Origin of the sequence: Hoylesella nanceiensis DSM 19126 = JCM 15639, from assembly GCF_000379965.1 — a bacterium.
GTDB lineage: Bacteria > Bacteroidota > Bacteroidia > Bacteroidales > Bacteroidaceae > Prevotella > Prevotella nanceiensis.
Genome location: NZ_KB904334.1, coordinates 110,825 through 135,882, shown reverse-complemented (window position 1 = coordinate 135,882; position 25,058 = coordinate 110,825). Strand labels below are relative to the sequence as shown.

General features: G+C 37.9%; 22 protein-coding genes and 1 tRNA gene. 14 read left to right on the top strand and 9 right to left on the bottom strand.

Translation table 11 applies throughout. The features are described from left to right. Positions 1-582 precede the first annotated feature (582 nt). Positions 583-954 carry a winged helix-turn-helix transcriptional regulator gene (locus A3GM_RS0110285; RefSeq protein WP_018363283.1) on the bottom strand — a complete coding sequence of 124 codons (372 nt, stop codon included), beginning with the start codon at positions 952-954 and terminating at the stop codon, positions 583-585. A gap of 235 nt (positions 955-1,189) precedes the next feature. Between A3GM_RS0110285 and A3GM_RS0110280 the strand changes: the two genes are divergently transcribed. Next, positions 1,190-1,849 carry an NAD(P)-dependent oxidoreductase gene (locus tag A3GM_RS0110280; RefSeq protein ID WP_018363282.1) on the top strand — a complete coding sequence of 220 codons (660 nt, stop codon included), beginning with the start codon at positions 1,190-1,192 and terminating at the stop codon, positions 1,847-1,849. Between the two features lie 326 nt (positions 1,850-2,175). Here the strand turns inward: A3GM_RS0110280 and A3GM_RS0110275 are convergent. The 4 genes from A3GM_RS0110275 to A3GM_RS0110260 all read right to left on the bottom strand — a co-directional run bounded on the left by A3GM_RS0110275 (position 2,176) and on the right by A3GM_RS0110260 (position 6,873). Beyond that, positions 2,176-2,257: transfer RNA gene (locus A3GM_RS0110275), tRNA-Leu, on the bottom strand. Between the two features lie 56 nt (positions 2,258-2,313). Next, positions 2,314-3,333 (bottom strand): S41 family peptidase, encoded by a 1,020-nt coding sequence (locus A3GM_RS0110270; protein WP_018363281.1) that lies wholly within the window; start codon positions 3,331-3,333, stop codon positions 2,314-2,316. Then, the gene (locus A3GM_RS0110265; RefSeq protein WP_018363280.1) at positions 3,330-4,175 is read right to left on the bottom strand and encodes a DUF3316 domain-containing protein; all 846 of its coding nucleotides are present in this window, start codon (positions 4,173-4,175) and stop codon (positions 3,330-3,332) included. Before A3GM_RS0110265 ends, A3GM_RS0110270 begins: the two co-directional genes overlap by 4 nt. Further along, complete coding sequence (locus A3GM_RS0110260) at positions 4,153-6,873, bottom strand: DNA gyrase/topoisomerase IV subunit A (RefSeq protein WP_018363279.1); 2,721 nt, start codon at positions 6,871-6,873, stop codon at positions 4,153-4,155. The genes A3GM_RS0110265 and A3GM_RS0110260 overlap by 23 nt, the downstream gene beginning before the upstream one ends. Before the next feature lie 106 nt (positions 6,874-6,979). Here A3GM_RS0110260 and A3GM_RS0110255 point away from each other — a divergent pair, with 106 nt between their 5' ends. Further along, entirely contained in the window at positions 6,980-8,521 is a 1,542-nt protein-coding gene (locus A3GM_RS0110255) for a glycine--tRNA ligase (RefSeq protein ID WP_018363278.1), read from the top strand. A gap of 311 nt (positions 8,522-8,832) precedes the next feature. Here the strand turns inward: A3GM_RS0110255 and A3GM_RS0110250 are convergent, their stop codons facing one another. Continuing rightward, positions 8,833-9,879 carry a YeiH family protein gene (locus A3GM_RS0110250; protein ID WP_018363277.1) on the bottom strand — a complete coding sequence of 349 codons (1,047 nt, stop codon included), beginning with the start codon at positions 9,877-9,879 and terminating at the stop codon, positions 8,833-8,835. 372 nt (positions 9,880-10,251) lie between these two features. Here A3GM_RS0110250 and A3GM_RS0110245 point away from each other — a divergent pair, with 372 nt between their 5' ends. The 8 genes from A3GM_RS0110245 (at position 10,252) to A3GM_RS0110205 (ending at position 19,835) form a co-directional block, all read left to right on the top strand. Further along, complete coding sequence (locus A3GM_RS0110245; protein WP_018363276.1) at positions 10,252-10,905, top strand: BamJ family beta-barrel-assembly machinery protein; 654 nt, start codon at positions 10,252-10,254, stop codon at positions 10,903-10,905. A 1,194-nt stretch (positions 10,906-12,099) separates the two neighbouring features. Then, positions 12,100-13,485: an MATE family efflux transporter gene (locus tag A3GM_RS0110240; protein ID WP_018363275.1), complete on the top strand. Its 1,386-nt coding sequence runs from the start codon at positions 12,100-12,102 to the stop codon at positions 13,483-13,485. A 138-nt stretch (positions 13,486-13,623) separates the two neighbouring features. Further along, the gene (locus tag A3GM_RS0110235; RefSeq protein ID WP_018363274.1) at positions 13,624-14,649 is read left to right on the top strand and encodes a hypothetical protein; all 1,026 of its coding nucleotides are present in this window, start codon (positions 13,624-13,626) and stop codon (positions 14,647-14,649) included. Between the two features lie 206 nt (positions 14,650-14,855). Beyond that, the gene (locus A3GM_RS0110230; RefSeq protein WP_018363273.1) at positions 14,856-16,349 is read left to right on the top strand and encodes an amino acid adenylation domain-containing protein; all 1,494 of its coding nucleotides are present in this window, start codon (positions 14,856-14,858) and stop codon (positions 16,347-16,349) included. A gap of 69 nt (positions 16,350-16,418) precedes the next feature. After that, entirely contained in the window at positions 16,419-16,661 is a 243-nt protein-coding gene (locus A3GM_RS0110220) for an acyl carrier protein (RefSeq protein WP_009228871.1), read from the top strand. A 244-nt stretch (positions 16,662-16,905) separates the two neighbouring features. Further along, positions 16,906-18,276: an MBOAT family O-acyltransferase gene (locus tag A3GM_RS0110215; protein WP_018363272.1), complete on the top strand. Its 1,371-nt coding sequence runs from the start codon at positions 16,906-16,908 to the stop codon at positions 18,274-18,276. After that, positions 18,276-19,301, top strand: a complete 1,026-nt coding sequence (locus A3GM_RS0110210; RefSeq protein ID WP_018363271.1) for a hypothetical protein — start codon at positions 18,276-18,278, stop codon at positions 19,299-19,301. Before A3GM_RS0110215 ends, A3GM_RS0110210 begins: the two co-directional genes overlap by 1 nt. A 273-nt stretch (positions 19,302-19,574) precedes the next feature. Continuing rightward, positions 19,575-19,835: a SemiSWEET family transporter gene (locus tag A3GM_RS0110205; protein WP_018363270.1), complete on the top strand. Its 261-nt coding sequence runs from the start codon at positions 19,575-19,577 to the stop codon at positions 19,833-19,835. Between the two features lie 443 nt (positions 19,836-20,278). Here the strand turns inward: A3GM_RS0110205 and A3GM_RS0110200 are convergent, their stop codons facing one another. From A3GM_RS0110200 to A3GM_RS0110190, 3 genes are read right to left on the bottom strand one after another with little or no spacing between them, the layout of a single operon-like run. Then, positions 20,279-20,521 (bottom strand): hypothetical protein, encoded by a 243-nt coding sequence (locus A3GM_RS0110200; RefSeq protein ID WP_018363269.1) that lies wholly within the window; start codon positions 20,519-20,521, stop codon positions 20,279-20,281. A 19-nt stretch (positions 20,522-20,540) separates the two neighbouring features. Continuing rightward, positions 20,541-20,891: a phage holin family protein gene (locus A3GM_RS0110195; RefSeq protein WP_018363268.1), complete on the bottom strand. Its 351-nt coding sequence runs from the start codon at positions 20,889-20,891 to the stop codon at positions 20,541-20,543. 7 nt (positions 20,892-20,898) lie between these two features. After that, positions 20,899-21,120, bottom strand: a complete 222-nt coding sequence (locus A3GM_RS0110190; RefSeq protein WP_018363267.1) for a YtxH domain-containing protein — start codon at positions 21,118-21,120, stop codon at positions 20,899-20,901. A 229-nt stretch (positions 21,121-21,349) separates the two neighbouring features. On the opposite strand from A3GM_RS0110190, the gene A3GM_RS0110185 reads away from it, so the two are divergent. The 4 genes from A3GM_RS0110185 (at position 21,350) to A3GM_RS0110170 (ending at position 24,976) form a co-directional block, all read left to right on the top strand. Next, the gene (locus A3GM_RS0110185; protein WP_018363266.1) at positions 21,350-21,838 is read left to right on the top strand and encodes an SPOR domain-containing protein; all 489 of its coding nucleotides are present in this window, start codon (positions 21,350-21,352) and stop codon (positions 21,836-21,838) included. Positions 21,839-21,986: 148 nt separating this feature from the next. Next, positions 21,987-22,400 (top strand): Holliday junction resolvase RuvX, encoded by a 414-nt coding sequence (gene ruvX, locus A3GM_RS0110180; protein WP_018363265.1) that lies wholly within the window; start codon positions 21,987-21,989, stop codon positions 22,398-22,400. 21 nt (positions 22,401-22,421) lie between these two features. Then, a complete protein-coding gene (gene def, locus A3GM_RS0110175) occupies positions 22,422-22,985 on the top strand; it encodes a peptide deformylase (protein ID WP_018363264.1) in 564 nt (187 codons plus the stop codon). An 11-nt stretch (positions 22,986-22,996) separates the two neighbouring features. Then, entirely contained in the window at positions 22,997-24,976 is a 1,980-nt protein-coding gene (locus A3GM_RS0110170) for a tetratricopeptide repeat protein (RefSeq protein ID WP_018363263.1), read from the top strand. Positions 24,977-25,058 lie beyond the last annotated feature (82 nt).

Here is a 25,058-nt window from a genome sequence, read left to right as displayed (position 1 = left end):
ATTTGGGCTTTTGCGGTGCTTTCGTGGGGTTTTATTTATTTGTGTCAAGCCTTATCTTGAGTTAAAGATGTTATCTCTTTGTTTTTCAATGCCATTTCTTCTTGAAAATAATGTCAATGCTTTTATGTTGTAAAAGGGTTGCTTTTGGGATACAATTGCATTGCTTTTGCCTGCTAAAAGCTATGAGTTTACAAGTGGATTGGAGCAAGGTGAGGATGTTGAAGAGGTGAAAAGCGGAGCGGCTCACGCTTGTTTAGTGTGAAAAGGAGATAATGTTGGGTGCAAAAAGCGTGTAAAAGGGGGAAAATGAGGGTGTTATAGAAATGAAAAGAGAAAACTTTTTATAACAAGAATGTTTATTTATGTTAGAAAGAAAGCAGACGCTCTTTTCTCAAGAACACCTGCTTTCTCTTCTTCTAACTAATTAGAATTTAGTATGATAGGTTGCTTATCAAACGTTGTTTCAAAAAGAAACTTTTCTGTAGAGATATATTGTAAACGCAAATGTACATGTTTTATTGTGTAAAATGCGCTGTTTTAATCGTTTTTATATGTTAAAATTAAAACACCCTTTATTTACATTTACATTGCTGCCGAATGTTCTTTGCGATCGTTTAAAATGGCTGCAAGATTGTTGTTGGCCCAATCTATCAAGCCATTAAGATGTGGAAGGAGTGTAAGGGCACGTTCGGTTAAGCTGTATTCTACACGAGGTGGCACCTCTGGATAGATGGTTCTGATAATATAACCATCGTTTTCAAGGTTGCGAAGGGTTGAGGTAAGCACCTTTTGAGATATGTCGGGAATGGCTTTTTGCAATGAGTTGAAGCGCATTGTGCCATTGTTCTCGAGAATAAAGATTACCAACATCGACCATTTGTCGCCAATCTTACTTAATATTTGTCGCACAGGGCAGGTGGGGAACAATAGTTCTTCCTTTTTTGTTGTTATCATAATTCAACTGATTATCAATATTAGTATACAAAAGTAACTAACTTTCTCGAGCTGTGCAATAGCTCTGTTATAAAATAAATAAAGAAAGTTAAGCTTGCTGTTTGTAACTTCTTGAAAATCAACAATAGTTACCTTAAGGTTCCTGTCTAACTCTTTTGTGCCTTCTTGTGAGAGCCATTGCGAGGCAGTAACTTTGCAACATCAAAATTAGTAAAACATAAAAACAATAAGAATTATGAAAGATTTTATTTTAATTGGTGCGAGTGGATTTGTTGGTTCTGCAATTCTTGAAGAGGCTTTGAACCGTGGTCATAAAGTAACAGCTTTGGTTAGAAATCCAGAGAAGATACAAGTGAAGAACGAAAATCTAACTGTTTTGGCAGTAGATGCGACAGATGTTGAGGCTTTGAGCAAGGTTGCTGCAGGCAAAGATGCTGTGATTAGCGCATATAACCCAGGTTGGGGAAATCCTCGTCTGTATGAAGAAATATTGGAAAACTACCCTAAAATCATTGAAGGTGTAAAGAAAGCGGGTGTTCAACGCTTGTTGGTTGTTGGTGGAGCAGGTGTGCTTTATGTTCAACCAGGAATGAGATTGATGGACTCGGGTACACTTCCTGCCGAGTTGATGCCTGCTGTTAATGGGGAAGGAGAGTTGTTCCTCAATGTCTTAAGCAAAGAAAATGACATCGATTGGGTTTACTTTGCTCCTCCTGCAAATCTCGGAAATATGGGTAAAGGCATAAGGACTGGTAAGTATCGTTTGGGTACTGATACTCTACTTGTTGACGAAAAGGGTGATAGCTTCATTTCTGTTGAAGACTATGCCGTAGCTATGATCGACGAATTAGAGCAAGAAGCACATCACAAGGCTTTGTTTACTGCAGCTTATTAATCGATAGAGTTAAAAGAAACATTATAAAAATGAGAATAGGAAACGACTTAGGTTGTTTCCTATTCTTTTGTGTTTATGCGTGTGTTGTTTCCCTATTATATAATAGGTGTAAGGCAAATGGAATGTATTTTAGCCTTTTGTTGTGATGAGGGTATAGCAAATAGCTTGCAAATGTTTTTTCTTGCAATGAAAAGTTAGATACATTTACAATTAAGGACAGATCAAATAAAAATGAGTTGGTGATGGGTTGCAGTTCGATTCAATAGCAATTGCGATAGAATAGAACTATATATAAAAAATAAAAGGTGGTTAAAAACCACCTTTTGTGCGCTTGATAGGACTCGAACCTACACGTCGCAAAACACTAGATCCTAAGTCTAGCGCGTCTACCAATTTCGCCACAAGCGCAAGGTAGTACCCTAATTGCGTTTGCAAAGGTAATGCATTAAAATTAAACTACCAAATTATTTTGCTATAATTTTACGTGCAAATTCAATTAAAGTATCTTTTTTACGTTGCAAATCCTCTATATTTAGGCTCACATTGTGGTGAGGGTCTATTCCAAATTCTGTGGTTTTCTTCTCAGAATCGTATGAAGGAATGGCCGAAAAGCGTACTGACCAGCCGTTAGGAAGCTCGCTAGAGAAAGGCATTCCCGCTCCACCGCCAGTTTTATCTCCTATAATTGTAACGTTAGGAAGGTTCTTCATATATTTCACAAACTCGTTGGCTGCGCTGTAAACACCACGATTGGTGATAACAACAACGGGCTTTTGCCATCTAAGTCCATTGCTTGGAGTGAGATATTGTGCTTGGAGTGGAGAAAAATCACGATGTCCCTTGCCCGTTTTGTGCTGAATATAGCCCACCAATACTTTTTTGTTGGTGAAGCGAGCAGCCAATTGTTCGGCTGCTGTTACTAAGCCACCGCTGTTGTCTCGAAGGTCAATGATGAGTCCTTTACATGCCAATAAATAGTAAAATACATTATCTAAATTGCCTTCTCCCTTGGTACTTGCAAACGAAGCACAGCGTATATAGCCCGTGTTGTCGATGAGAATGCGATAGTAAAAGCCTGCCGCAATTTTATAGTTGGTGCCTAAATACTCGTCGATGAGCTCTTGAGAGAAGTTCGAAGGATAGTTTTCACGCCACGCCCAATATCTTCCTACATCAAAAGTACTATATAAATTGACGTGCCCATCACGCAATTCGGAAAGCATATTGCTAAGAAGTTCGAACTCTTGTGCCTTTGTTAGCGACATAGATGCAGTGGGGGCATATCGCTTATACACCTCGTTCCAATCGAGTCCATATTCTTTTTGCTTCTCATCAAAAAAACAATAATGCTCGTTAATGATGTTCCACAACGCCTCGAAGTTTCCTTTTGTGGTGTTAGGGGGCTCGTTGTTGTCGATGCAAGAGGCGAAACAAAAGCACGAAAGCAACAAGATGCAGATGCGAGATGTTATTTTTGAAATCATGGTTGCAATGAAATAAACTTGAAGTGTTTTACTATTCCAATTGAGATAGCATGACTATAGGTATGCGACTTGATGTTATTGACGTTCCATTGCAGATAGTTGCCCACGTAACCAATGCGTACTTGGGTTTTAAGAAGCATGAAATCGAGTGATAACATTTGTCGGAGTGATGGCTTGTTGATAGGTTGTGTGAACACAATATTGTGATCGTAGTTGCCCTGTGTGAACGCTTCGTAGTAGGATTGACTGTAGTTTGGACTGAACATAATGCCTACTAATGGGGCAAAGGCTTGATAATTCACTGCCATTGGGTGTTTGTGTAGAAAACGAAAGCGATAGGTGCAGGCCACAATAGGACCTATATTGAGGTCTACAAGGGCTTGGGCTGGGTTGTTGCTGTTGCGGGTGTTGTAGATCACTCCAAGTGAAGTGTCAACCAATCCACCACCTCTTATAATAAGGTTGTTATCTAAAAAAGTCCATTTATGTAGCTTTCCCCACTCAAAATTATATATGGCATAAAGCTCTGTGCCTGTGTTTTGCTTGTTTTGAGTGCGTGCTATGGCTGCTTGGTGCATAATGTTGGTGCTCCAATTGCAATGGCTTCGTTCTCGAGTGGTGTGTGAAATAAAACGCAACTCGGTTCCTCTATACTTTTGATTGGATAGGTAGGTATCGAGTAACTCAATGTTTCCAATGGCTAACGAGCGTGCATTGGTGATGAGCTTTTGTTGCTTTGAGGGGGTGGAATCGTTGAGATTAAAGAGTGTTTCTTGTGCTTTTGCATGAGAAAAAAGCATACAAAAGCACAAGAATATACTAACTTTCAGAATTTTCTTCATCGTTAAACAGATTGAGTTGGCCTGTTATTTCGTCGATAACATCTTGTTGACTCTTTCCTTTATCGGGGTCTAAATTCTCAGAAGAGTTATCTTTTTCGTTCATCTCTTCATTGCTTTGAGCTTCTTCTTCCTGCTCTTCTTCATTGACAATAGGCTCGAGTAGCTCAACAGAATCAATTTCCCAAGTAGCAATGCGCTTTCCTTTTGCCTTGAATCCCTTTACTGAAATGAACTCATTTACATCAATTTCTTGGTCTCCTCTAAATGCATCTTCCCCGCCATAAGTAACCTTTACACGTGGATTCTTTTGATCGGTGAGAATAATTAACTTGCTGTTTGGATTCTCTCCAACGAAGTTTTGGTGTCGTTTTGTTGCTTCCATGTTGAAGCGTTTGATGTAATGATAATTGTTGTTATCTGCATCAATGAGTACAAGCGACCACACTTTGTGCTCGTCCCACTTCTCTATTATAAGGATATTGTCTTCATAATGGTTGTTAGCATCAAAGTTAGTGATGTAGAACTCGCCATTATCAAGTACGATAAGTATTGAATCTCCTTCGTTAAATTCGCCCAATAGCTTTCCGTGTTCATCGTAATTGAGTCGGTTTACGTCTGGATCGAACCACACTTTTCTACCTCCTAATGTACTATGTCCATGGCTCTTTAAACCAATTCGTTGAATGTTGAACTTGGTTAAGAGGTTTCCTTTGGCTGCTCTTCCTTTGATTAAGATATCTGAGAAGTCTTTTTCTATAAAGATATTGCCTTTCTTTGAAGCTGGATCAAGAGTGACTTTGATGACCTCTGCCTCTCCATTTGGATTCGCAGTGAAGTAGACTACCTTAGAATTAGGTGTGCCATTGGTGAGGTTATAGTCACGTTCACGGGTCATAGTGGTTACATTAAAGCGTTTAATATAATAAGGACCCTTCTTTCCATCACGATAAACTGCGTTGTAGATGGTGCGCTTATCGTTCTTTTTAAATACTTGAACGTGTAGCACATTCTTGCCAACGAAGATCTTTTCAGCCACCTTTATGATCTTATATAAGCCATCTTTATAGAAAATAATGATGTCGTCGATGTCTGAACAGTTACAAACAAACTCGTCTTTCTTTAGCGATGTGCCTATAAAACCTTCTTGTCTGTTGATGTAAAGCTTTTCGTTTGCCTCCACAACCTTCGTTGCTTCGATGGTATCAAAGTTTCTTATTTCAGTTAAACGTTGGTGTTCTTTGCCGTATTTCTCTTTTAAGAAGGTGAACCATTCAATGGTAACAGCCACCATGTGAGCCAATTTATAATCGATATCTTTGATCTCTTGCTTCATCTTAGCAATGAGTTCTTCGGCCTTTTCCTTATTGAACTTCAAGATTCTTTGCATCTTTATTTCTAAAAGACGCAAGATATCGTCACGGGTTATCTCACGAATAAAGTCCTTCTTGAATGGCTCTAATCGTTCATCTATGTGCTTAACGGCAGCATCAACGTTAGCTGCTTGCTCAAATTTCTTATCTTTATAGATTCTTTCTTCAATGAAGATGCTTTCTAACGATGCGAAGAATAGTTGCGAAAGGAGTTCGTCTTTGCGTATTTGTAGCTCCTTTCTAAGAAGTCCCATCGTTGAGTCTACACTGTGACGGAGCACCTCGCTCACTGTCATAAAGCGTGGTTTTTGATCTTCTATCACGCAACAATTGGGCGAAATGTTCACCTCGCAGTCGCTAAATGCATATAAAGCGTCAATTGTTTTGTCAGAAGATACACCGCTTGCAAGGTGAATTTGGATTTCAACTTCAGCCGCAGTGTTGTCATCCACCTTCTTAGCTTTGATCTTTCCCTTATCGATTGCCTTCAAAATAGAATCGATAAGTGATGTAGTTGTTTTGCTGAAAGGTATTTCTCGTATTACAAGTGTCTTGTTATCTAGCTTTTCTATCTTCGCACGAACTTTGATACTACCACCTCGAAGACCATCATTATACTTGCTAATGTCTATTGATCCGCCTGTAGGAAAGTCGGGATAAAGTTGAAATTCCTCTCCTTTTAGGTATGAAATAGCTGCTTCGCATATCTCATTAGGGTTGTGGGGGAGTATTTTTGAGGATAAACCCACAGCAATTCCCTCAGCTCCTTGAGCCAAAAGAAGTGGGAACTTAGCTGGAAGAGTGATGGGTTCTTGGTTTCTTCCGTCGTAACTTAGCTGCCAATTAGTTGTTTTAGGGTTAAAAACAACATCTAAAGCGAATTGAGAAAGACGTGCTTCAATGTAACGAGGAGCCGCAGCTCGGTCGCCAGTGAGTATGTTTCCCCAGTTACCTTGCATGTCAATGAGCAGGTTTTTCTGTCCCATTTGCACCAAAGCGTCGCCAATTGAGGCGTCACCATGTGGGTGAAACTGCATAGTATGACCAACAATGTTAGCCACTTTGTTATATCTTCCATCGTCCATGCGCTTCATTGAGTGCAAAATACGGCGTTGAACGGGCTTAAGACCATCTTCAATGTGTGGTACAGCACGTTCTAATATAACGTAAGAAGCATAAGCTAAGAACCAACCTTGATACATTCCGCTGAGGTGATGCACTGCAGATGCATCGAAACGGCTCGCTGGTGTATAGTCGGAATGACTCTCGTTATTTATTAGTTCTTCTTGATTCTCGCTATTGTTGATATCGTCTTTATTATTACTCATGCTAAAAATGAAAAGCTACTAGTTAACTCTAATTTAACGCAAAAATACAAAGAATATCCGAAAAAAAGGCTTAACTTTGCCCAATAATTTAAATTTTAGAGTTACAATGGCACAAGAAGATATTTTTAAGAAGATTATTTCGCACTGTAAAGAATACGGATTTGTTTTCCCAAGTAGTGACATTTACGATGGTTTAGCAGCCGTATACGATTACGGACAGAATGGAGTTGAACTTAAAAACAATATCAAAGAGTATTGGTGGAAGAGCATGGTGCTCCTTCATGAGAATATTGTTGGAATCGACTCGGCTATCTTTATGCACCCAACTATATGGAAAGCATCTGGACACGTCGATGCATTCAACGACCCATTGATTGACAATAAAGACTCAAAGAAACGCTATCGTGCTGACGTTTTGATTGAAGATCAAATCGCAAAGTACGAAGAAAAGATTGATAAAGAAGTGGCTAAGGCGGCTAAACGCTTTGGAGAAAGCTTCGATAAAGAGAAGTTCTTAGAAACCAATGCACGTGTATTGGAATTGAATGAGAAGAAAAACGCTCTTCATACACGCTATGCTGAGGCAATGCAGGCATCTAACTTAGAAGAACTTAAGCAGATTATCGTAGACGAAGAGATTGTAGATCCAATTAGTGGAACAAAGAACTGGACTGATGTTCGTCAGTTTAACCTAATGTTCTCTACTGAGATGGGTTCAATATCTGATGCTGCAAACAAGATATATTTGCGTCCAGAGACAGCTCAAGGTATCTTTGTTAACTACCTAAATGTACAAAAGACAGGTAGAATGAAATTGCCATTCGGTATCGCTCAAATAGGTAAAGCATTCCGAAACGAGATCGTTGCACGTCAATTCATCTTCAGAATGCGTGAGTTTGAACAAATGGAAATGCAGTATTTCGTTAGTCCTGGCACTGAATTAGAGCACTTTAATAAGTGGAAAGAACTACGAATGAAGTGGCACCAAGCACTTGGTTTCGGTGCAGAAAACTATCGTTTCCACGATCATGAGAAGCTTGCTCACTATGCAAATGCCGCTACTGACGTTGAATTCAAGATGCCATTCGGTTTCAAAGAAGTTGAAGGTGTTCACTCAAGAACCAACTTCGACCTTTCACAACACGAGAAATTCAGTGGAAAATCAATTAAATATTTCGACCCACAAACCAACGAAAGCTATGTACCTTACGTGATAGAGACATCTATTGGCGTTGACCGTATGTTCCTTTCAATCATGTGTCACGCTTATACAGAAGAGACATTAGAAAACGGAGAAACACGTGTAGTGTTGAAACTTCCTGCTGCTTTGGCTCCAGTTAAATTGTGTGTGATGCCTCTAGTGAAGAAAGATGGCTTACCAGAGAAGGCTCGTGAGATTGTGGATAGCTTGAAATTCCACTTCAATTGTCATTATGAAGAAAAAGATTCAATCGGAAAACGCTATCGTCGTCACGATGCAATAGGTACTCCTTATTGTGTAACTGTAGACCACGACACATTGAAAGACAACAAAGTTACTTTGCGTTTCAGAGATACAATGGAGCAAGAACGAGTTGATATTTCAGAACTTCGCAATATAATTGAAGACAAAGTGAGCATCGTTAGCTTGCTAAAGAAATTACAATAAATAAAAAGATAAACCATTGCCTTTATGGCTTTGGTTTATTTTTTTTTGCCTTTTTTAGGCGGATAGCAATCGCCTTCAAAATCAAAGGCAAGTTGAAAGGAACCTATAATTAAAGAGATAGATCCCTTTGGGCATTGCCCTTATAAAGAATAAAAGCTAAACTTTTACATAGAAAGATAAGAACAAAGAAATAGGAATGAATCCTTCTCAGGTCTTATCATAATGTAAGAGTTTAGCTTTTTTATTGCTATCTCATTTAAAGGGGAATAGCTTTCATTCCCCCTTTGATATTTATCTCGATTGAATATGATTTAATAGAACAATCGAATTAAAAAGTTTCCACCTAAAACAAGCCAGATATAAAGGAAGAAAGCCAAGAGGAAAGGACGTAAGCCCGATTGCTTAAACTTAGCAAAGGTAGCGTCTAAACCAATAGAAGTCATAGCCATTGTCAGCGCAAAAGTACCAATAATATTGATGATCTTCGTAAATTCTGTGTAGATGTCATTCCAACCGCCTGAAGTAGAAAGCGACATTAAAGCCGAGTTGAGTAGAATTACGCCCATAAAGTAAAAGGCAAACCAAGGAATGGTGATGTTTTTCAAATCATTTCCCTTTGCAGTTGAACCGCCCGAGCGTACTATTACGCTCAAACACAACAGCACAGGCGCCAACATCATCACCCTAATCATCTTTGTTATCGTTGCAGTTGCCGTAATTTCGGGCGTCATTGCCGTGCCAGCACCTAACACATGCGCCACTTCATGAATGGTAGAGCCCGTGTAAACACCAATGGCTTCGGCAGAAAAACTATGGAATAAGCCCATTCTATACAACAAAGGGTAGAGGAACATAGATAAAGTTCCAAACAAAACCACAGTGGCAATGGCAACAACCGTTTTGTGTTTGGGAGCTTGTAGCACGGGTTCGGTAGCCAAAACCGCTGCAGCTCCACAAATAGCGCTACCCGATGAAATCAGCAAACGCTCGTCTTTGTCAAGTTTTAACCAGCGTCCAAGAGCATTACCCAACAGCAATGTGCCACAAACAATAATGCAATCGATCGCAACAGCTTTGGGTCCCATCACAAATAAGGCATTGAGAGTTAGCTTAAAGCCATATAGAACAATGCCTGTGCGTAAGAAATGCTTACTTGCTAAAGCCAAACCGCCGTCCCATTCCTTTGGAAATAGGGGGCGAACGCTATTGGCTAACAACATACCCACCACCACACCGAGGGCAATTGCGCTCAGTTTTATGCTCTCAAAGAAAGGTAATTGTGCCAAGAAAGTAATGCCTAAGGCGAGTAAGGCCACAATAAGCAACCCCATATAAGGGGTTTTGGTAAGTTTTTCCATTTGTTTTTGAATTTATACCGATGTATGTTTCGTGGGTGCAAAGGTAGCTTTTTTTTTAGAAAGTGCTTTTATAATAGCACGAATAAAGGGCGTAGAAGTGTTGTAAAAATGCAAGATATTTCTCTTTTAATGCGCTTCGAATGGCTTAAAAGAGCATAAAAATGCCTTTCGTGTAGATAAAAAGGTGATAAAAGTTCGTTTTTTAATTCTTTATACTTAACTTTGCTTCGAAATATAATTCGTTAAAGTTTTTAGTAATGTTCTATTGCGTTTTAGAGATATTATGGCATAAAACGGGTAGACATTGTAGAAACTTCGTTATAAAATAACTATAAAACGAGTATTATTTGCTCATTAAAAAGAATACAATAAATGAAGAAGTACACCTTATTATATAGTCTGTTATTTTTCATGGCATGTTTGTTTGTTGCCAGTTGTTCTAATGATATTGTAGATAAGGAAGAATATCCCAATTGGAAAGCAACCAACGAAGCTTTCTTTAGTAAGACACTTTCTCAAGCAAAGACAAGCATTGCAAGTGGAGATAACACATGGAAGGTATTTAGAAGTTGGACACTTCCTGGTTCAGATACCAACTATAAAGTGGCAGATGACGAGCAAGTGGTGGTGAAGGTACTAAAAAGTGGAACCGCAACACAACATCCTTTATCTACCGATAGCGTGTTGGTTACTTATAGAGCACGTCTTCTTCCTTCAACAACTTACCCCAATGGCTTGGCATTTATGCAGACTTACATTGGCGGATACAATTCAACAACCAACGGAGCAGTTATCCTTCCAGTTGTAGGTAGCATCGTAGCGAATAGCAATACACGTGTAGCTTTGCCTGAAGGATACTCAACTGCCATTCAACAAATGGTTGTTGGCGACAGATGGGAAGTGTATGTGCCTGCTAACTTGGGCTTTGCTTCTTCTGCAATTGCATCAATTGGAATTCCAGAACACAGCACAATTATATACGATATCACGCTGTTAGAAATCAATCCAAAGAAAAGTATTCGATAATACTATAATATAATAATGTAGAAAGAGAGTCTCTTCGCACAACAAAACAAGGTGCAAAGAGGCTCTCTTTTATTTTCTTTAGATCGAATGGTTCTGCTTTCGAGTGCAAAAGAGTGGGAGAGTGCACAGATGGAGCAAAGCTGAGGGGAGATAGAAAGGGCGATGTGAGGAGCCGTTCTCGCTCGCTTCTGTGGTACTTTTATTATCTTTTACCATTAGAAATGAAGGAAAACAGAAGACAACAATATTTTTCTTCTCTTTCAAAAACATAGCTTTAATGGTGTAAAAACGTTGCTTTTGCCATGAAAAAGCAATGTTTTTGCGATATAAGATCACTCCTTTTGAAACGATATTTCTAAATAACTCTATTTTAACAACTTACAAACCTCAATCTTTTCTCTATTTTTCTGTTTTCGTATCTCAAGGTGGATTCGTGAGACTTTGTGGACTTTGATGTACGTCAAAATAACGTGTTTAATCGAAAAAAAAGTGGAAATAGTTTTTGTTGTGTGCGCAAACATTTCTAACTTTGCATCATCAAAAGGTTAGTAATGTAAACCAATAGATGTTAAGTCTGGTAAGAAAGACTTGTATTTAGAGATTAACAACATGCCGTGAGGTATGACAATGATACATAAAATAGTTTCATTTAGTAATTAGGTTTAAAGTTTTAAGATTGTTTAGGTAGATTAATTTAGGTTAGGTTTCAATAAGTAAAATAGATTGCTTTTCAACGGATATAACAACATTGATTAGAGAGAAAGAAACGAAAAAAGAAAAACAGAAACCAAAAAGGTAGAAGCTTGCAGTGAACATATCAATAGATTGTTACTGTTAGGATGAAGAGATAAAAAGGAAAAGGATAATATTAAAAGAAGGGTTTAACCTTCTCACTGTGTAAAAGCAGTGTTCGATTGAAAATAAAGAATACCGATGAGGTGTTAAAATAGAACTTATAACGAAAGACATTTCAATGTTCTAGAGACAAAAATAAATGTCGTAACAACCTTGAAAGGGTATTTTAGAAATAGTTGAGAGATGCGATATCCATAAAAATGGGTATCGTTTTTTCTTGTATAGCTATCTCGTTTTAATTTATATACGGCCTTAGCAGGTAATCATTCAATATTGTTTAGATCTGCTTTGGTAATTATATCAAACAAAGCAACAATAAAATTATAACAACATAAAGTTATGTTTAATAGAGGAAAGAACGACGCTCTACTTGCTTCTATACGTGAAGGCAAAACGCTTTCGCAAGCCGATAAAATCAATTTGGTTATCAGTTTGAGTGTGCCCAGCATACTTGCACAGATAACAAACGTACTAATGTTCTATATCGACACTGCAATGGTGGGAGCATTAGGAGCTAAAGAATCGGCAGCAGTGGGTCTTGTTCAAGCTCCAACATGGCTTTATAGTGGAATAACAACAGCCACTGCGTTGGGCTTTTCAGTGCAAGTTGCGCACTTTGTAGGCTCTGGTGATTTTGAAAAAGCACGCCAAGTGGCACGACATGGCATTGTTGCTGCCTTTTTATTGAGCATCGTTGTCACCCTTATTGGGGTGGGTATATCGCCCTCTTTGCCCTTTTGGTTGCGTGGAGGCAGTGATATTGCAGCCGATGCAAGTACTTATTTCACTATCTATACTTTGGCTTTGCCCTTCCTGCAGTTAGGAGTTCTTTCTACTAACTTGTTGAAAAGTACGGGAAATATGGTTGTTCCGAGCGTAATTAGCGTGATGATGTGCGTGCTCGACGTCGTTTTTAACTACATATTCATTTTTATTTTCAATATGGGAGTAGCGGGTGCAGCTCTCGGAACCTTGCTTGCTATTGCCGTTGCAGCAAGTAGTGAGACATGGTTTGCGTTCTTTCGCTCTTCAATACTCGCAGCAAAGCACAGTAAGGAACGTTTTGTTTGGCGTTGGTTGTATATTAAACAAGCCTTGAAAATAGGTAGTCCAATGGCTATTCAATACATTCTTATGACCTCTGCACAGATCGTTAGTACAATGATTGTGGCGCCTTTAGGAAACTTTGCCATTGCAGGTCACACCTTTGCGATAGCTGCAGAGAGTCTATGTTATATGCCCGGAATTGGTATTGGCGAGGCGGCTACTACCTTAGTGGGTCAGAGTTATGGCGCAGGACAATATAAATTGTGTAGAAGTTTCGCACGAATTACCGTTTCATTGGGTATGATCGTGATGGCGTTTATGGGCTTAATTATGTTCATTTTCGCTCCCGAGATGATTGGTTTCATGTCGCCTGTTCCTGAAATTCGTGAACTTGGAGTGCAATCTCTTCGTATTGCATCTGTTGCCGAAGTGATGTTTGCTGCTTCTATCGTTGGAAATAGCGTGTGTGTAGGTGTTGGTGACACTTTGAAACCTGCCATAATGAACCTTTTAAGTATGTGGGGTCTTCGCTTAACATTGGCTGCTTGCTTGGCTCCTATCTATGGTTTGAAGGGCGTTTGGATTGCAATGTCTATCGAGTTGACGGTTAGAGGATCGTTGTTCTTGTTGCGTTTGAGCAAAGGAAGGTGGATGAAACTGGCTCCAGAAGGGGTGTAATGTATTCTTTATGCACTTCTGCTTTCATTTCATAACTATTAAATTATCTCAAAAGAGAATCTGTTTGTTTGGTTTATTACGTTAAAAATTGTTCCTTTGTAGGCTGAAGACGTAGATGACTAATTATATTATTACGAGATGAGTTTTAAGAAAACACTTTCTTCTTTATATGTAAAGGTATTACTACTTGCGTTTCCTTTCATCGTATGTTTGGGCGTTTATATTTATAATGACCCTTTTATGGTGATTAAACACTATGATGATTACGATCACCCAGTGGTGATGATACAGAGTGAAGGGCCTATTGGTTGGTATAAATACAAGAACTATCGAGATAGAATGCACTACGACTCGTTTATCATGGGCTCGTCGTGTACAATGGCATTCCAAAGTTCTGAATGGAAAAAATATATCAAAGGAAGTCCTTTTCGCTTGTTTAGTAATAGCGAAGGATTGGGTGATATGCTCATTAAGTTAGAGGCGTTAGATCGTCAACCCAATCAACCCATAAAGAATCTCTTAATCATTACAGAGCCAGTGATGCTGAATCTCACTGTAGAACAACGTGGAGTGATGCACATTATGCCTCCCGAAGTGAGTGGAAAAAGTGTTGCTTATTATCAAACTACATTTTTACAGGGATTTTTTCGCAAAGAATTTTTTAGCGCATACATGACTTATCTCTTTAAAAAGGAATATGATAGTAGTATGAATCGCATTATTAATAATGTGGGACAAAATCGCACTCGTTATACAAATGATGAGATCTTGCACATTCAACACAAGATTGATTCGCTTGGAGAACGATTCTATGAGACCGAAGATTGGAAGAAAATACGTGCTCAAGTCAAACAGCCTACGGTGCGAAATCCTATTATTAAAGAGCCTCAAAAAGAGTGCTTGCTGCAAATTCAGCGTATTTGTAAAAAGCACAATACCAATGTGAAGATAGCAATAGGTCCCGAGTTGAATGGCGATTATGTTAATCCTGCAGATATAAAGCTGTTGAAGCAGATCTTTGGAGCAAACAATGTGGTGAACTATAACGATCCTGCTTATAAAGAATACAGCAATTATTCGTATTTTTATGACCCCGCTCACTATAACACAAAGGTAGGTTCAAAGATATTATATGATTTGTATCGTAATGATAAAGCCAACTGAGTAGGTTGTAATGGGAATAAAAATGCAAATGATAAAAAATGTAATTCATTTACGAATATTACACTGCTTAAAGAAGAGTTAGTGTTAATAAAATTTATATTTACTGTATAATTATCTTTATTTGTGTTTTTGTTTATAAATTTGCAACGTGTTAAAATATTAAGAACTAATATAAAATAAACTTCTAATAACCTAGGATAAAAGATATGAACTTCAATAATTTGGTTTTAGAACCATTGCTTTTTTCTTTGACGCAAAGGCATCATTGCAATGCATATTGCATTAAAGAAGAGTTTTTTACCTATGAGCGTTTAGCACAAGAGGTAGCGAAAATAAGAACACAACTTGCCCATGTAAGCGATAAAAACGTAGGACTTGTTGCTAACGACGATATCTATACCTATGCATCTATTTATGCATTGTGGCTCGAAGGTAAAGCTTATGTACCCTTACATCCAGGTCAACCGCTCGAAAGATGCTTGGATATTATTCAACAAGTGGGTATGACTGTGGTGTTAGATTCAAGCAAAAACACTCGTTATAACGATATTCCTGTGGTGAATACTTCGTTAGAAGCATCTAAAGACTATGTTCTTGAGGCTCCAAAAGTAGCCGAAGAGAGCGATTTAGCCTACATTCTTTTTACCTCAGGAAGTACTGGTCGCCCTAAAGGAGTGCAGATTATGAGAAGCAATGTCGCTGCTTTCGTAGATGCTTTCCATAGCTTAGGCTTTATAGCAACACCCGAAGATCGATGCTTACAGATGTTTGATTTAACCTTCGACATGTCTGTTCAATCTTATTTAATACCCATCTTAGGTGGCGCTTGCACCTACACTGTTTCGTATGAGCGTATTAAATACCAAGCAGTATTTGAGCTTTTAGATGATCATAGATTAACAATGGCATCGTTAGTGCCTTCTGTTATCCACTATTTACGCCCTTATATGGATGAAATAGACCAGCCTGAGATGCGTTATTGCTTCTTTGCAGGTGAGGCTTTGCCTACTGATGACACCCGAGAGTGGAGCAAATGTATCCCAAATGCGCAGATATGGAACCTTTATGGACCAACAGAAAACACCATATACTGCACTGCTTATCTCTATAAACGTGATGAACAGAATAAAGAAACAAACGGAACACTTAGTATTGGCTTTGCAATGAAGGGCACAGAGGTGATCTTTGTGGACGATGATACAAAGCTATTGCCAAACAATACCAAAGGAGAAATGTGCTTAGCAGGTCCTTGTTTGACCAAAGGATATTGGAAAGATGAGGAAAAGAACAAGCAAGCGTTCTTTGAACATGATGGAAAACGATTCTATAGAACAGGAGATGTATGCGCAATTGATGATGAAGGCGACATCGGTTACTATGGAAGAAAGGATTCACAGATAAAGATTCAGGGCTTTAGAATAGAGCTTGGAGAAATCGAACACGTTGCTCGTAGCTTCTATAATGAAGAGTTTGCAGTGGTGGCACTGCCTCTTTACGATGGAGATAACAACTGTTTTATTCATATTGTGGTAGAAACTGCAACACTTAACGATGAAGAAGGATTGATGAATCACTTCAAAAAGCTTCTTCCTCACTACATGATACCAGCAAAAGTACATGCTGTTGCGAAGTTCCCTCTAAACATTAGCAATAAAATAGATCGCAAGCAATTGCTCGAAAGAATTAAGAATGAGAAGTAATACCTCTTCTTTCTTATTTCAAAATATAGCATTAATTGAAAAAAATATCAAACAAATAATATTAAAGAAATGACACAAAATGAGATAATGGATGCCTTGCATTCTATTTTTAGAACTGTATTAAAGAACGATTCAATCACATTAACAGCAGAAACAACAGCTAATGATGTAGATGGTTGGGATTCTGTTACAAACGTAATGATTATAGATGAGATCGAAAAACAATTCGGTGTGAGCTTTAAACTACGTGACATCATTAAGATGAAGAACGTTGGTGATCTTTGCAATAAAGTATTAGAGAAAATCGGTTAATATTATAACCCTTAGTAATTAGATAGAAATTGTATGCTAGAAGCATTCCTTTTTCTATCTAATTGCATTGTTATTGCAGGGTAAAAGCAGTCCTTTTATTACTCACTTTTAAAGCTATTCTTTTTAAAAAGCAAAAAGGGTGGTTTGTGAAAGATTGAAATGTGCTGTCTGCAAACAATGAAACCTCCCAATATTAACCTGGCCTCTTATCACAAATAAATATTCAATAACATCATAAAATACAATGGAATTTTTATCCATACCATTCTCTTGTACCCTTATTCTTGCCTTCATTCTTTATTATATAAAAGAAAATAAAGACTGGCAACGATTTGTTTTGCTTGCAACTAGTGTTGTCTTCGTGGGCTTTTACCATTGGCAATACCTTGTGTCTGCAATCGGAATAACAATTCTAACCTTCTATATGGGTAAGTGGATTCATAAGAGTTTAGGAACAAAAAAGGCTCCTTATCTACTTACTTTGGGTATTTCTATGCTTGTAGGAATATGGCTTTACACTCGTTATTGTATCGACTTATTTCCTCTTGGCATTTCTTTTTATACCTTTCAAGCCATCTCTTACCTTATAGAGACATATTGGGAGGAAGAACCTGAAGACGACATTTTCGACTTTAGTGTGTATATGTTGCTCTTTATGAAATTCCTTTCAGGACCTATTGAGCGTGGATATGACTTCTTACCACAGGTGAAACAAGCCCGAAAGTTTGATTATGAAAACATAGTTCGAGGCATGTTGACAGTGGCTTGGGGTGCTTTCTTGAAGCTAATGATTGCTGATAAGATCTCACCTTCGGTGGATAGTGTTATGAATGATGTGCATGCGGCTACTAATGTACAGCTGTTTGTGGGCACATTGCTATATCCTATTCAGCTATATGCAGACTTTGCGGGTTACACTCTCATGGCTTTAGGATTCGGAAGGATGTTTGGTTTCAAACTATCTCCTAACTTCGATCGTCCTTTCTCATCGCTTACAACAGGTGAATTGTGGAGAAGATGGCACCAATCTCTATCTTTTTGGGTGAGAGACTATGTATTTATGACTCTTTCGGCATCACTAAGACGACTAAAAGAGTGGGGTGTTTACATCTCATTGCTCGTTACTTTCGTGGTAATTGGTGTGTGGCATGGAGCTGGTTGGGCTTTTGCTATCTATGGATTGATACAAGGTTTACTCATTATGTGGGAGCGTTTTACAGAGAAACCTCGTGCTGCTATCCAGAAAAAGGTGCCAAGTGCTCTCTTTAAAACGGTGATGGTGGTGCGCACCTACTTCTTATTTGCGCTTTCATTACTGTTCTTCCGCATTGTAGATGTAGATAAAGTGATGTATGTTTATACCCACGCTTTCAATCTTACTAATGCGAATATCAAAGATTTAAAGCTTGGACTTGCCGACCAAGAGTGGCTTGTTTTTGCTATCGCTGTCGTGATAATGTTCCTTCTCGATCATTTTAATGCAAAGAAAGACCTTATTACTTCGCTGCGAAACACATCTCCAATATGGCGTTGGGTCATATATTTTGCAATTATAATCGCCATCTTTAGATTCGGTTCTTTTGGCGTTGAAAACTTCATTTACGTACAATTCTAATGAAAAAGAAAGAAGATTTTAAGTATACTCTCTTAATTAAAAGCCTGTTTTTGGCACTCCCTTTCATTGCACTTATTGGTCTTTATATCGTAAAAGATCCTTTTATGATATTAAGAGAGTATGATGATTACGATCATCCTGAGGTGAGATATCCTCACTTTGGTTATATGACTTGGATGAAATATAAGAACTATGACCCTATCAAACATTATGATTCGTTCATAATTGGTGCTTCTTGCTCTGCTGCATTTCAAAGTTATGAATGGAGGAAATATATAAAAGGTACTCCGTTTAGATTGCTTGGTAGCAATGAAAACCTGTATGAGACAGCGGCTAAAATCAATAAACTTATAGATGAAAAGGGTTCAAAAATAAAGAACATTTTATTGGTTACAGATAAAACTTTGCTTGCTGTTTCTACTCCGGAAAGTGGTTTAATGCATATTTATCCACAGGAATTATCAGGAAAGAGTATGTTTGAAATCAATAAAGAGTTCATAAAAGGCTATTTTACTCCAGAGTTTTTGAAGCCATATTTGACGTATATTGTGACAAATAAGTGCAAGAAATATGAGGACCAAAGAATTAATGGAGGCTTCTTATTATGGGATAAATATACCAATGATGATATTAGAGTGCGTGATAAAGAGAAAGAAATTAAGGCTTTGGGGTTAGAAAAATTCTATGAGAAATGTAAGGATAACTTTGTGAATTTACCTAATAAACACCAGGAAGAAGGCGCACCTGTGTTCTCAAATGTCCACATTGGAATAATGAAAAACTTAAAAAATAGAATAGATAGTTGCCATATTAGTCTTAAAATAGCAATGGGACCACAATTGGATGGAGGGTATATTAATTCTAAAGACGAGCAAATTTTATATGACATTTTTGGTAAGAAGAATGTTGTAATCTATAATAAAAAGGAATATAAGCATTTAGAAACGAAGTATAACTTTTATGATTGGATTCATTATAGGCTTCCTATAGCGAATAAAATCCTGAGAGACTTATATGCAAATTAATAAGAAATAAAGGGACGCATGGTTAGAATTTGAAGCTAACTGTGCGTCCTTTTTGGTTGATATAGATTATTGTTTGTTATATTTTTGGCGCTTAAAGTAATAAATGATAAGCAAACTCTTGCGTATTTTATTTGAGTGTTGTAACTTCGCAACTGCAATAACGGCGGATTAATTTAGATTTTAGCTTTTGATATATGTAAAAATAGAAGAGAAAGCCGTTGTATTAAGAGAAAAAGGATAATAAAAGTATTAACAAAGAAAACATTTAAGAAGATGACAAAAGAAAAGTTTTTCGGATTATTAGGTTGGGTTGGTATGGTAACATCAGTACTTATGTATGTGTTTTACTTCCCACAAATACAACAAAACCTAGCAGGAAACAAAGGAAGTTTTATTCAACCATTCATGGCAGGCATTAACTGTACACTTTGGCTTGGATACGGTTTGTTTAAAAAAGATCGTGACTGGCCTATTGTAATTGCTAATAGTCCAGGCCTAATCTTTGGATTTTTGGCAGCGTTTACATCCCTATAAATCAAGGATTGATAGTATATAATGATATAAGACCATTCGAGTTGTTGCTCGGGTGGTCTTTTTTATGCCTAAAATCAGGTTGCTCAAATAGGAAAAAGACCTTCCCTTTTAGATGAAAAAAAATCGAATGAGATTGAAGTGAGGGGGAGAAACATTTATAAAACTCATCAAGGTATGTTGGCGGGTACTTATGTTTATAAAAGCTCTTCCTAATGAAGTGAGATGCAAAAGCAATGTATTTGCATTTAAATAGTGGTGCTTTTACCTTGCAATAACATAGCTTTTTCAATTTAAAAGCATTGCTATTTGTTATAGTTTATACGCTAAAAGAAATAGAAAGAGAGGGGGGAACAATAAAAAACGACCAGTTTTGCTGTGCAAATACTGGTCGTTGTCTTTTAAAAGCGATGCAATAAGTTGTTAATACTTATTCAATAGCACCTTTATTTCTTGAATTTTCGGTATAATTTCCAACCAAGAATAAGGCCATCTATTACGCCTGTTCCTAACGATAGTGCGCTATGAATGCGCTGTGTAGGTGTTTTTGGACCCGATTTTACAGGTCTAAAGAGGTCACCCCACAAGCGTTTAATTTCATTCTCGTCAACTTTTAGTTGCTTGTTGAGCGCATCTTTATACTCTTTTAAATCTCTTAATGAGTTATATTGTTTTATTTCTATGTCCATTTCCGTTGTGTTTTAGATATTATTTATCAATTAATAAATCAGCTAAAAACCTCACTAAGGGACGCTCTATCCACCTTCTTCTATTAAAAATGCACAATAGGAATATTAAGATATATACTCCAGTAACAGTTAAGAAGGCAAAACTTAGCCCCATAAGTGTTGAAAGTGCATAAGCAACAGTGAATGAAAGATAGATAAGAACAAGCACTAAGACAAATGAAAGGATAAAGATCATCGCCATAGCAGTGAATAGTTTCACCACTTTTTCGGTGATGTCAATGCGCAATAAATCACTTTTTGTGGTGAGATATCGCTTTAGCACCTCAACAAGTTGTGCTATTGTTTCTATGTTTTGGTCGTTAGAAAACATGCTTTAATTATCCTAAAAGATCTTTTGGAGCGGCATCTTTGATGTCGTCAACTAAGTCTTCTACTTGGCTTTTTGTAAGTTTAATGTTGTGTTTGTCTAAAAAATCTTCTACAGCTCCTGTAAGTTTAGAACGAGTATCAGCTCCTTTTTCAGGTGCAACTAACAAACCTAACGCTGTACCTGCAATGGCTCCGCCAAGGAAAGCACATAAATAACCTAATGTCTTCATATTCTTTTTCTGTTTAAATTTTGAACTTTTCTTGTTATTCCGATAACGCAAAGATACAAAAATAAAGTGGTTCATTGGTCTGAAAATGTAAGTTTTTTTGTTAAAAACATACTGATTTATTGTTGTTTAACAAACTTTATGCAGCTACTATTCAGTGTTTTATTATATATTTTGTACTTTCGCAAGAGAGTAAAAACGACATTATTAATTTAAACGAGATAAAAAGATTATGAAGAAGAACATCCTCTTTTGCGCTGGGTTATGCGCTGTTTTAGCTTTCTCGAGTTGTAAATCAAGCGAGAGCGCATATAAAAAGGCTTACGAAAAGGCAAAAGCGCAAGAACAAGCACAAAATAATAGCTCATATAACAACGACACTCCAGTAGTAACTCCAGTGGTAGATCAACCTGCTACACAAACAACTGTAGTGGATAATACCGACAATGTGCCTGTAAGATCAGAGCGTGTAACTATTGTTAATGGTGCAGGAATAAAGAGCTTTAGCGTTGTTGTTGGTTCATTCTCATTGAAGGCTAATGCAGAAGGCTTGTTAAGTAGACTTCGTTCTTCAGGTTATGATGCTCAATTAGGCTTCAACCAAGATCGCAATATGTATCGTGTTATCTCTTCAACATTCGATAACAAGGCAGATGCAGTGCGTTCAAGAGACCAATTCCGTGCAACTTATCCAGATGCATGGTTGTTGTTTAAGCACTAAGAAATAAGTAGTTTAAAGAATATATATGGCGGTTTGGCGTGTTGCTTTGTAATGTGTCGAACCGCTCTATTTTACTTATTATGTCGAAGTTCTTTAACGCTTTCATTTTAAATTACGACATACACCCGCATAATTAAAAAGAAATACATTGTCACGAATACTCGCAATAGACTATGGTCAGAAACGAACTGGCTTGGCAGTCACCGACTCTTTGCAGCTTATTGCTAATGGATTAGACACCATTCCCACGCATACGCTGTATGAGTTTTTATGTGCTTATATCGAAAAAGAGCCTGTTGAACGAATAATAATAGGTCTTCCTCGACAAACAAACGGTCTTCCCAGTGAGAACATGAAGCGCATCGAGCCCTTTGTTGCACGTTGGAAGAAAAACCAACCCAATGTTCCTATCGAGTATTATGATGAACGTTTCACCTCAGTATTGGCTCATCGTGCAATGATTGATGGCGGTTTAAAGAAAAAAGCAAGGCAAGATAAAGCTCTTGTAGATAAGATTAGCGCAACCATTATATTGCAAGACTATCTTGAACACCGCCGATAAACAAATTAAAACAAATAGAATATGATATTACCCATATATGTTTATGGACAACCTGTGCTAAGAAAAGTTGCCCAAGACATCACTCCTGACTATCCAGAGTTAAAAGAATTGATACAAAATATGTTTGAAACTATGGATAATGCAGATGGCATTGGCCTTGCAGCTCCACAGATTGGACGTAGCATTCGTTTATCAGTTATCGACTTAGATGTGCTTAGTGAGCACTATCCTGAATACAAAGGATTCCGCAAAGCCTTTATCAATCCACACATTTTAGAGGTAGATGAGGAGAGCGAAATGTTGACTTCAGAAGAAGGATGCTTATCTATTCCAGGCATACACGAGAACGTTGACCGCCGAACAAGAATACATGTGAAGTGGATGGACGAAGATTTTAACGAGCACGACGAATGGATTGAAGGCTATCTTGCACGTGTAATGCAACACGAGTTCGACCATCTTGATGGGGTTTTGTTTACAGATAGAATATCACCTTTACGCAAACAACTTGTAAAAAACAAACTAACAGCAATGAGTAAAGGTAAATATCGTGCCGCATATCGCACCAAAGCAGCACAACGATAAATAGCTATTCAATGGCAATACGCAAAGTCTTTTTCCTTATTTTATTGTGTGTTACAACCTTAAAAACCTATGCACAATTCAATATCAATCGCCTAATAACAAGTGGAGAGATAGCTCTTCACTACGAAGACTATGTGCCTGCCATTCAATATTTCAACAGAGTTATAGCTCTTAAGCCTCATCTTTACGTTCCATGGTATGATAGAGCCATCGCAAAATACTATCTAGATGACAATGTGGGGGCAGAAAGTGACATCACAGAAGCCATCAAATTGAATCCATATATTGATGGAATGTACGACTTAAGAGCGATAACTCGAATTCGACAAGCCAAGTATAAAGAGGCAATTGCCGACTATAACAAAGCCATTTCGATAGACAATAGAAACAAAAACTATTGGATGAATCGTGCAATATGCCTTGTAAACGATAAACAATACGATGAAGCTCTGTTGCAAACCGATTCAATTGCAAAGCGATGGCCAAAGATAGCAACCACTTATTCGTTAAAAGCTGAGATCTATCTCAATAAGAAAGATACCCTAAAAGCTGAGCAATGGCTCGACAAGAGTATTGAACTCGACGCCTTTGATGCTTCTAGTTGGCTCACAAAAGCCTATATCTCGTTATCCAGAAGGCAGTGGAAAGATGCCGATAAAGCCCTTTCTAAGTCGATACATCTCAAGCCTCAGAATGCCACATTGTATGTCAATCGAGCACTTGCACGCATCAATATCAACAATCTTCGTGGTGCAATGGACGATTACGACAAAGCAATTGAGTTGCAACCCGATAACTTCTTGGCGCATTACAACCGAGGATTGCTTCGTATGCAGTTAGGAGATGACAACCGAGCGATACTCGATTTCGATTATGTTATCAAGATAGAGCCCAACAATATCCTTGCAATTTTCAACAGAGCAGTGCTCTTAGACAAGACAGGAGATTTGCGAAAGGCTATTAAAGACTATACCACTGTAATCAATCAGTTCCCCAATTTCTGGACAGGTCTTGCCTATCGTGCTCGCTGTTATCGTCGACTTGGAATGACAAATCTTGCTGAACTCGACGAATTTAAGATCTTCAAGGCTCAGATGAACAAGCATTTAGGCATTCAACAACGTTGGAGTGCAGCGAAACTAAAGGCTACTCGTAAGCGAAATGAAATCGACTTAGACAAGTATAATCAACTTGTTGTAGAAGATGAGAATACTGTTGAACGAGAATACGATAGCGAATATCGTGGAAAGGTGCAAAACAAGAAGACCGACTTGGCGTTTATGCCGATGTTCGAGATATCTTATCTACCTTATAATAATGGTGTAAAGGCGTTCACTCCTTTTGTTATTGAGTTAGAACAGCTCAACACTCCTCATCAAAACGAGCAACGAATGCAGCTCACCTGCAATGCTATGCCGTTGACAGAGAAGAGCTCAAAGACTTATTTCGCATTGGTAGATAACTTGTCTTTACAAATAGATAGCACCCGAGACGAACGTAGTTTGTTGCCAAAGTTGTTCCAAAGAGCTATTGCTAACAGCGTTCTTCAAAATCCCGAAGCAGCCATTAACGACCTAACAACCATCGTTCAGGCCGATAGTTTAAATTGGTTAGCTTATTGGCAGTTGGCTATTTGCCAAACCAACCTCAACGGGTTTAATGCCACAAAGGGTGTCGACACACGCTTACAAGCCGCAAAAGCGCTATCATTCTTCGATAAAGCGGTGGCTATTCACCCTAAAAATGCGTTCTTGTTATACGACAGAGCCAACCTATATGTGGTGCTAAAGGAGAACAAAAAGGCGATAGACGATTATACAAAAGCCATTAAGTTAGAGCCATCTCTTGCCGAAGCCTATTATAATAGAGGTCTACTTTACTTGCAAGAGGGCAACATTCAAGAAGCCACAACAAGCTTAAGTAAAGCAGGAGAGTTAGGACTTTACAAAGCATATAGCGTATTAAAACATTCGAAAGAGAAGAAAAAGTAAATTTCTTCTCTTTCTTTTTTCTTCTCGTCACTTTTCTTTCTGTTTTCAAAAGCAATCCTTTTGCCTTGCAGACTCATTGCTT

Excerpts from the sequence above, each read along its gene's own strand:
- A3GM_RS0110285 (WP_018363283.1), bottom strand. The coding sequence starts at position 954 with ATGATAACAACAAAAAAGGAAGAACTATTGTTCCCCACCTGCCCTGTG.
- A3GM_RS0110280 (WP_018363282.1), top strand. The coding sequence starts at position 1,190 with ATGAAAGATTTTATTTTAATTGGTGCGAGTGGATTTGTTGGTTCTGCA.
- A3GM_RS0110270 (WP_018363281.1), bottom strand. The coding sequence starts at position 3,333 with ATGATTTCAAAAATAACATCTCGCATCTGCATCTTGTTGCTTTCGTGC.
- A3GM_RS0110265 (WP_018363280.1), bottom strand. The coding sequence starts at position 4,175 with ATGAAGAAAATTCTGAAAGTTAGTATATTCTTGTGCTTTTGTATGCTT.
- A3GM_RS0110260 (WP_018363279.1), bottom strand. The coding sequence starts at position 6,873 with ATGAGTAATAATAAAGACGATATCAACAATAGCGAGAATCAAGAAGAA.
- A3GM_RS0110255 (WP_018363278.1), top strand. The coding sequence starts at position 6,980 with ATGGCACAAGAAGATATTTTTAAGAAGATTATTTCGCACTGTAAAGAA.
- A3GM_RS0110250 (WP_018363277.1), bottom strand. The coding sequence starts at position 9,879 with ATGGAAAAACTTACCAAAACCCCTTATATGGGGTTGCTTATTGTGGCC.
- A3GM_RS0110245 (WP_018363276.1), top strand. The coding sequence starts at position 10,252 with ATGAAGAAGTACACCTTATTATATAGTCTGTTATTTTTCATGGCATGT.
- A3GM_RS0110240 (WP_018363275.1), top strand. The coding sequence starts at position 12,100 with ATGTTTAATAGAGGAAAGAACGACGCTCTACTTGCTTCTATACGTGAA.
- A3GM_RS0110235 (WP_018363274.1), top strand. The coding sequence starts at position 13,624 with ATGAGTTTTAAGAAAACACTTTCTTCTTTATATGTAAAGGTATTACTA.
- A3GM_RS0110230 (WP_018363273.1), top strand. The coding sequence starts at position 14,856 with ATGAACTTCAATAATTTGGTTTTAGAACCATTGCTTTTTTCTTTGACG.
- A3GM_RS0110220 (WP_009228871.1), top strand. The coding sequence starts at position 16,419 with ATGACACAAAATGAGATAATGGATGCCTTGCATTCTATTTTTAGAACT.
- A3GM_RS0110215 (WP_018363272.1), top strand. The coding sequence starts at position 16,906 with ATGGAATTTTTATCCATACCATTCTCTTGTACCCTTATTCTTGCCTTC.
- A3GM_RS0110210 (WP_018363271.1), top strand. The coding sequence starts at position 18,276 with ATGAAAAAGAAAGAAGATTTTAAGTATACTCTCTTAATTAAAAGCCTG.
- A3GM_RS0110205 (WP_018363270.1), top strand. The coding sequence starts at position 19,575 with ATGACAAAAGAAAAGTTTTTCGGATTATTAGGTTGGGTTGGTATGGTA.
- A3GM_RS0110200 (WP_018363269.1), bottom strand. The coding sequence starts at position 20,521 with ATGGACATAGAAATAAAACAATATAACTCATTAAGAGATTTAAAAGAG.
- A3GM_RS0110195 (WP_018363268.1), bottom strand. The coding sequence starts at position 20,891 with ATGTTTTCTAACGACCAAAACATAGAAACAATAGCACAACTTGTTGAG.
- A3GM_RS0110190 (WP_018363267.1), bottom strand. The coding sequence starts at position 21,120 with ATGAAGACATTAGGTTATTTATGTGCTTTCCTTGGCGGAGCCATTGCA.
- A3GM_RS0110185 (WP_018363266.1), top strand. The coding sequence starts at position 21,350 with ATGAAGAAGAACATCCTCTTTTGCGCTGGGTTATGCGCTGTTTTAGCT.
- def (WP_018363264.1), top strand. The coding sequence starts at position 22,422 with ATGATATTACCCATATATGTTTATGGACAACCTGTGCTAAGAAAAGTT.
- A3GM_RS0110170 (WP_018363263.1), top strand. The coding sequence starts at position 22,997 with ATGGCAATACGCAAAGTCTTTTTCCTTATTTTATTGTGTGTTACAACC.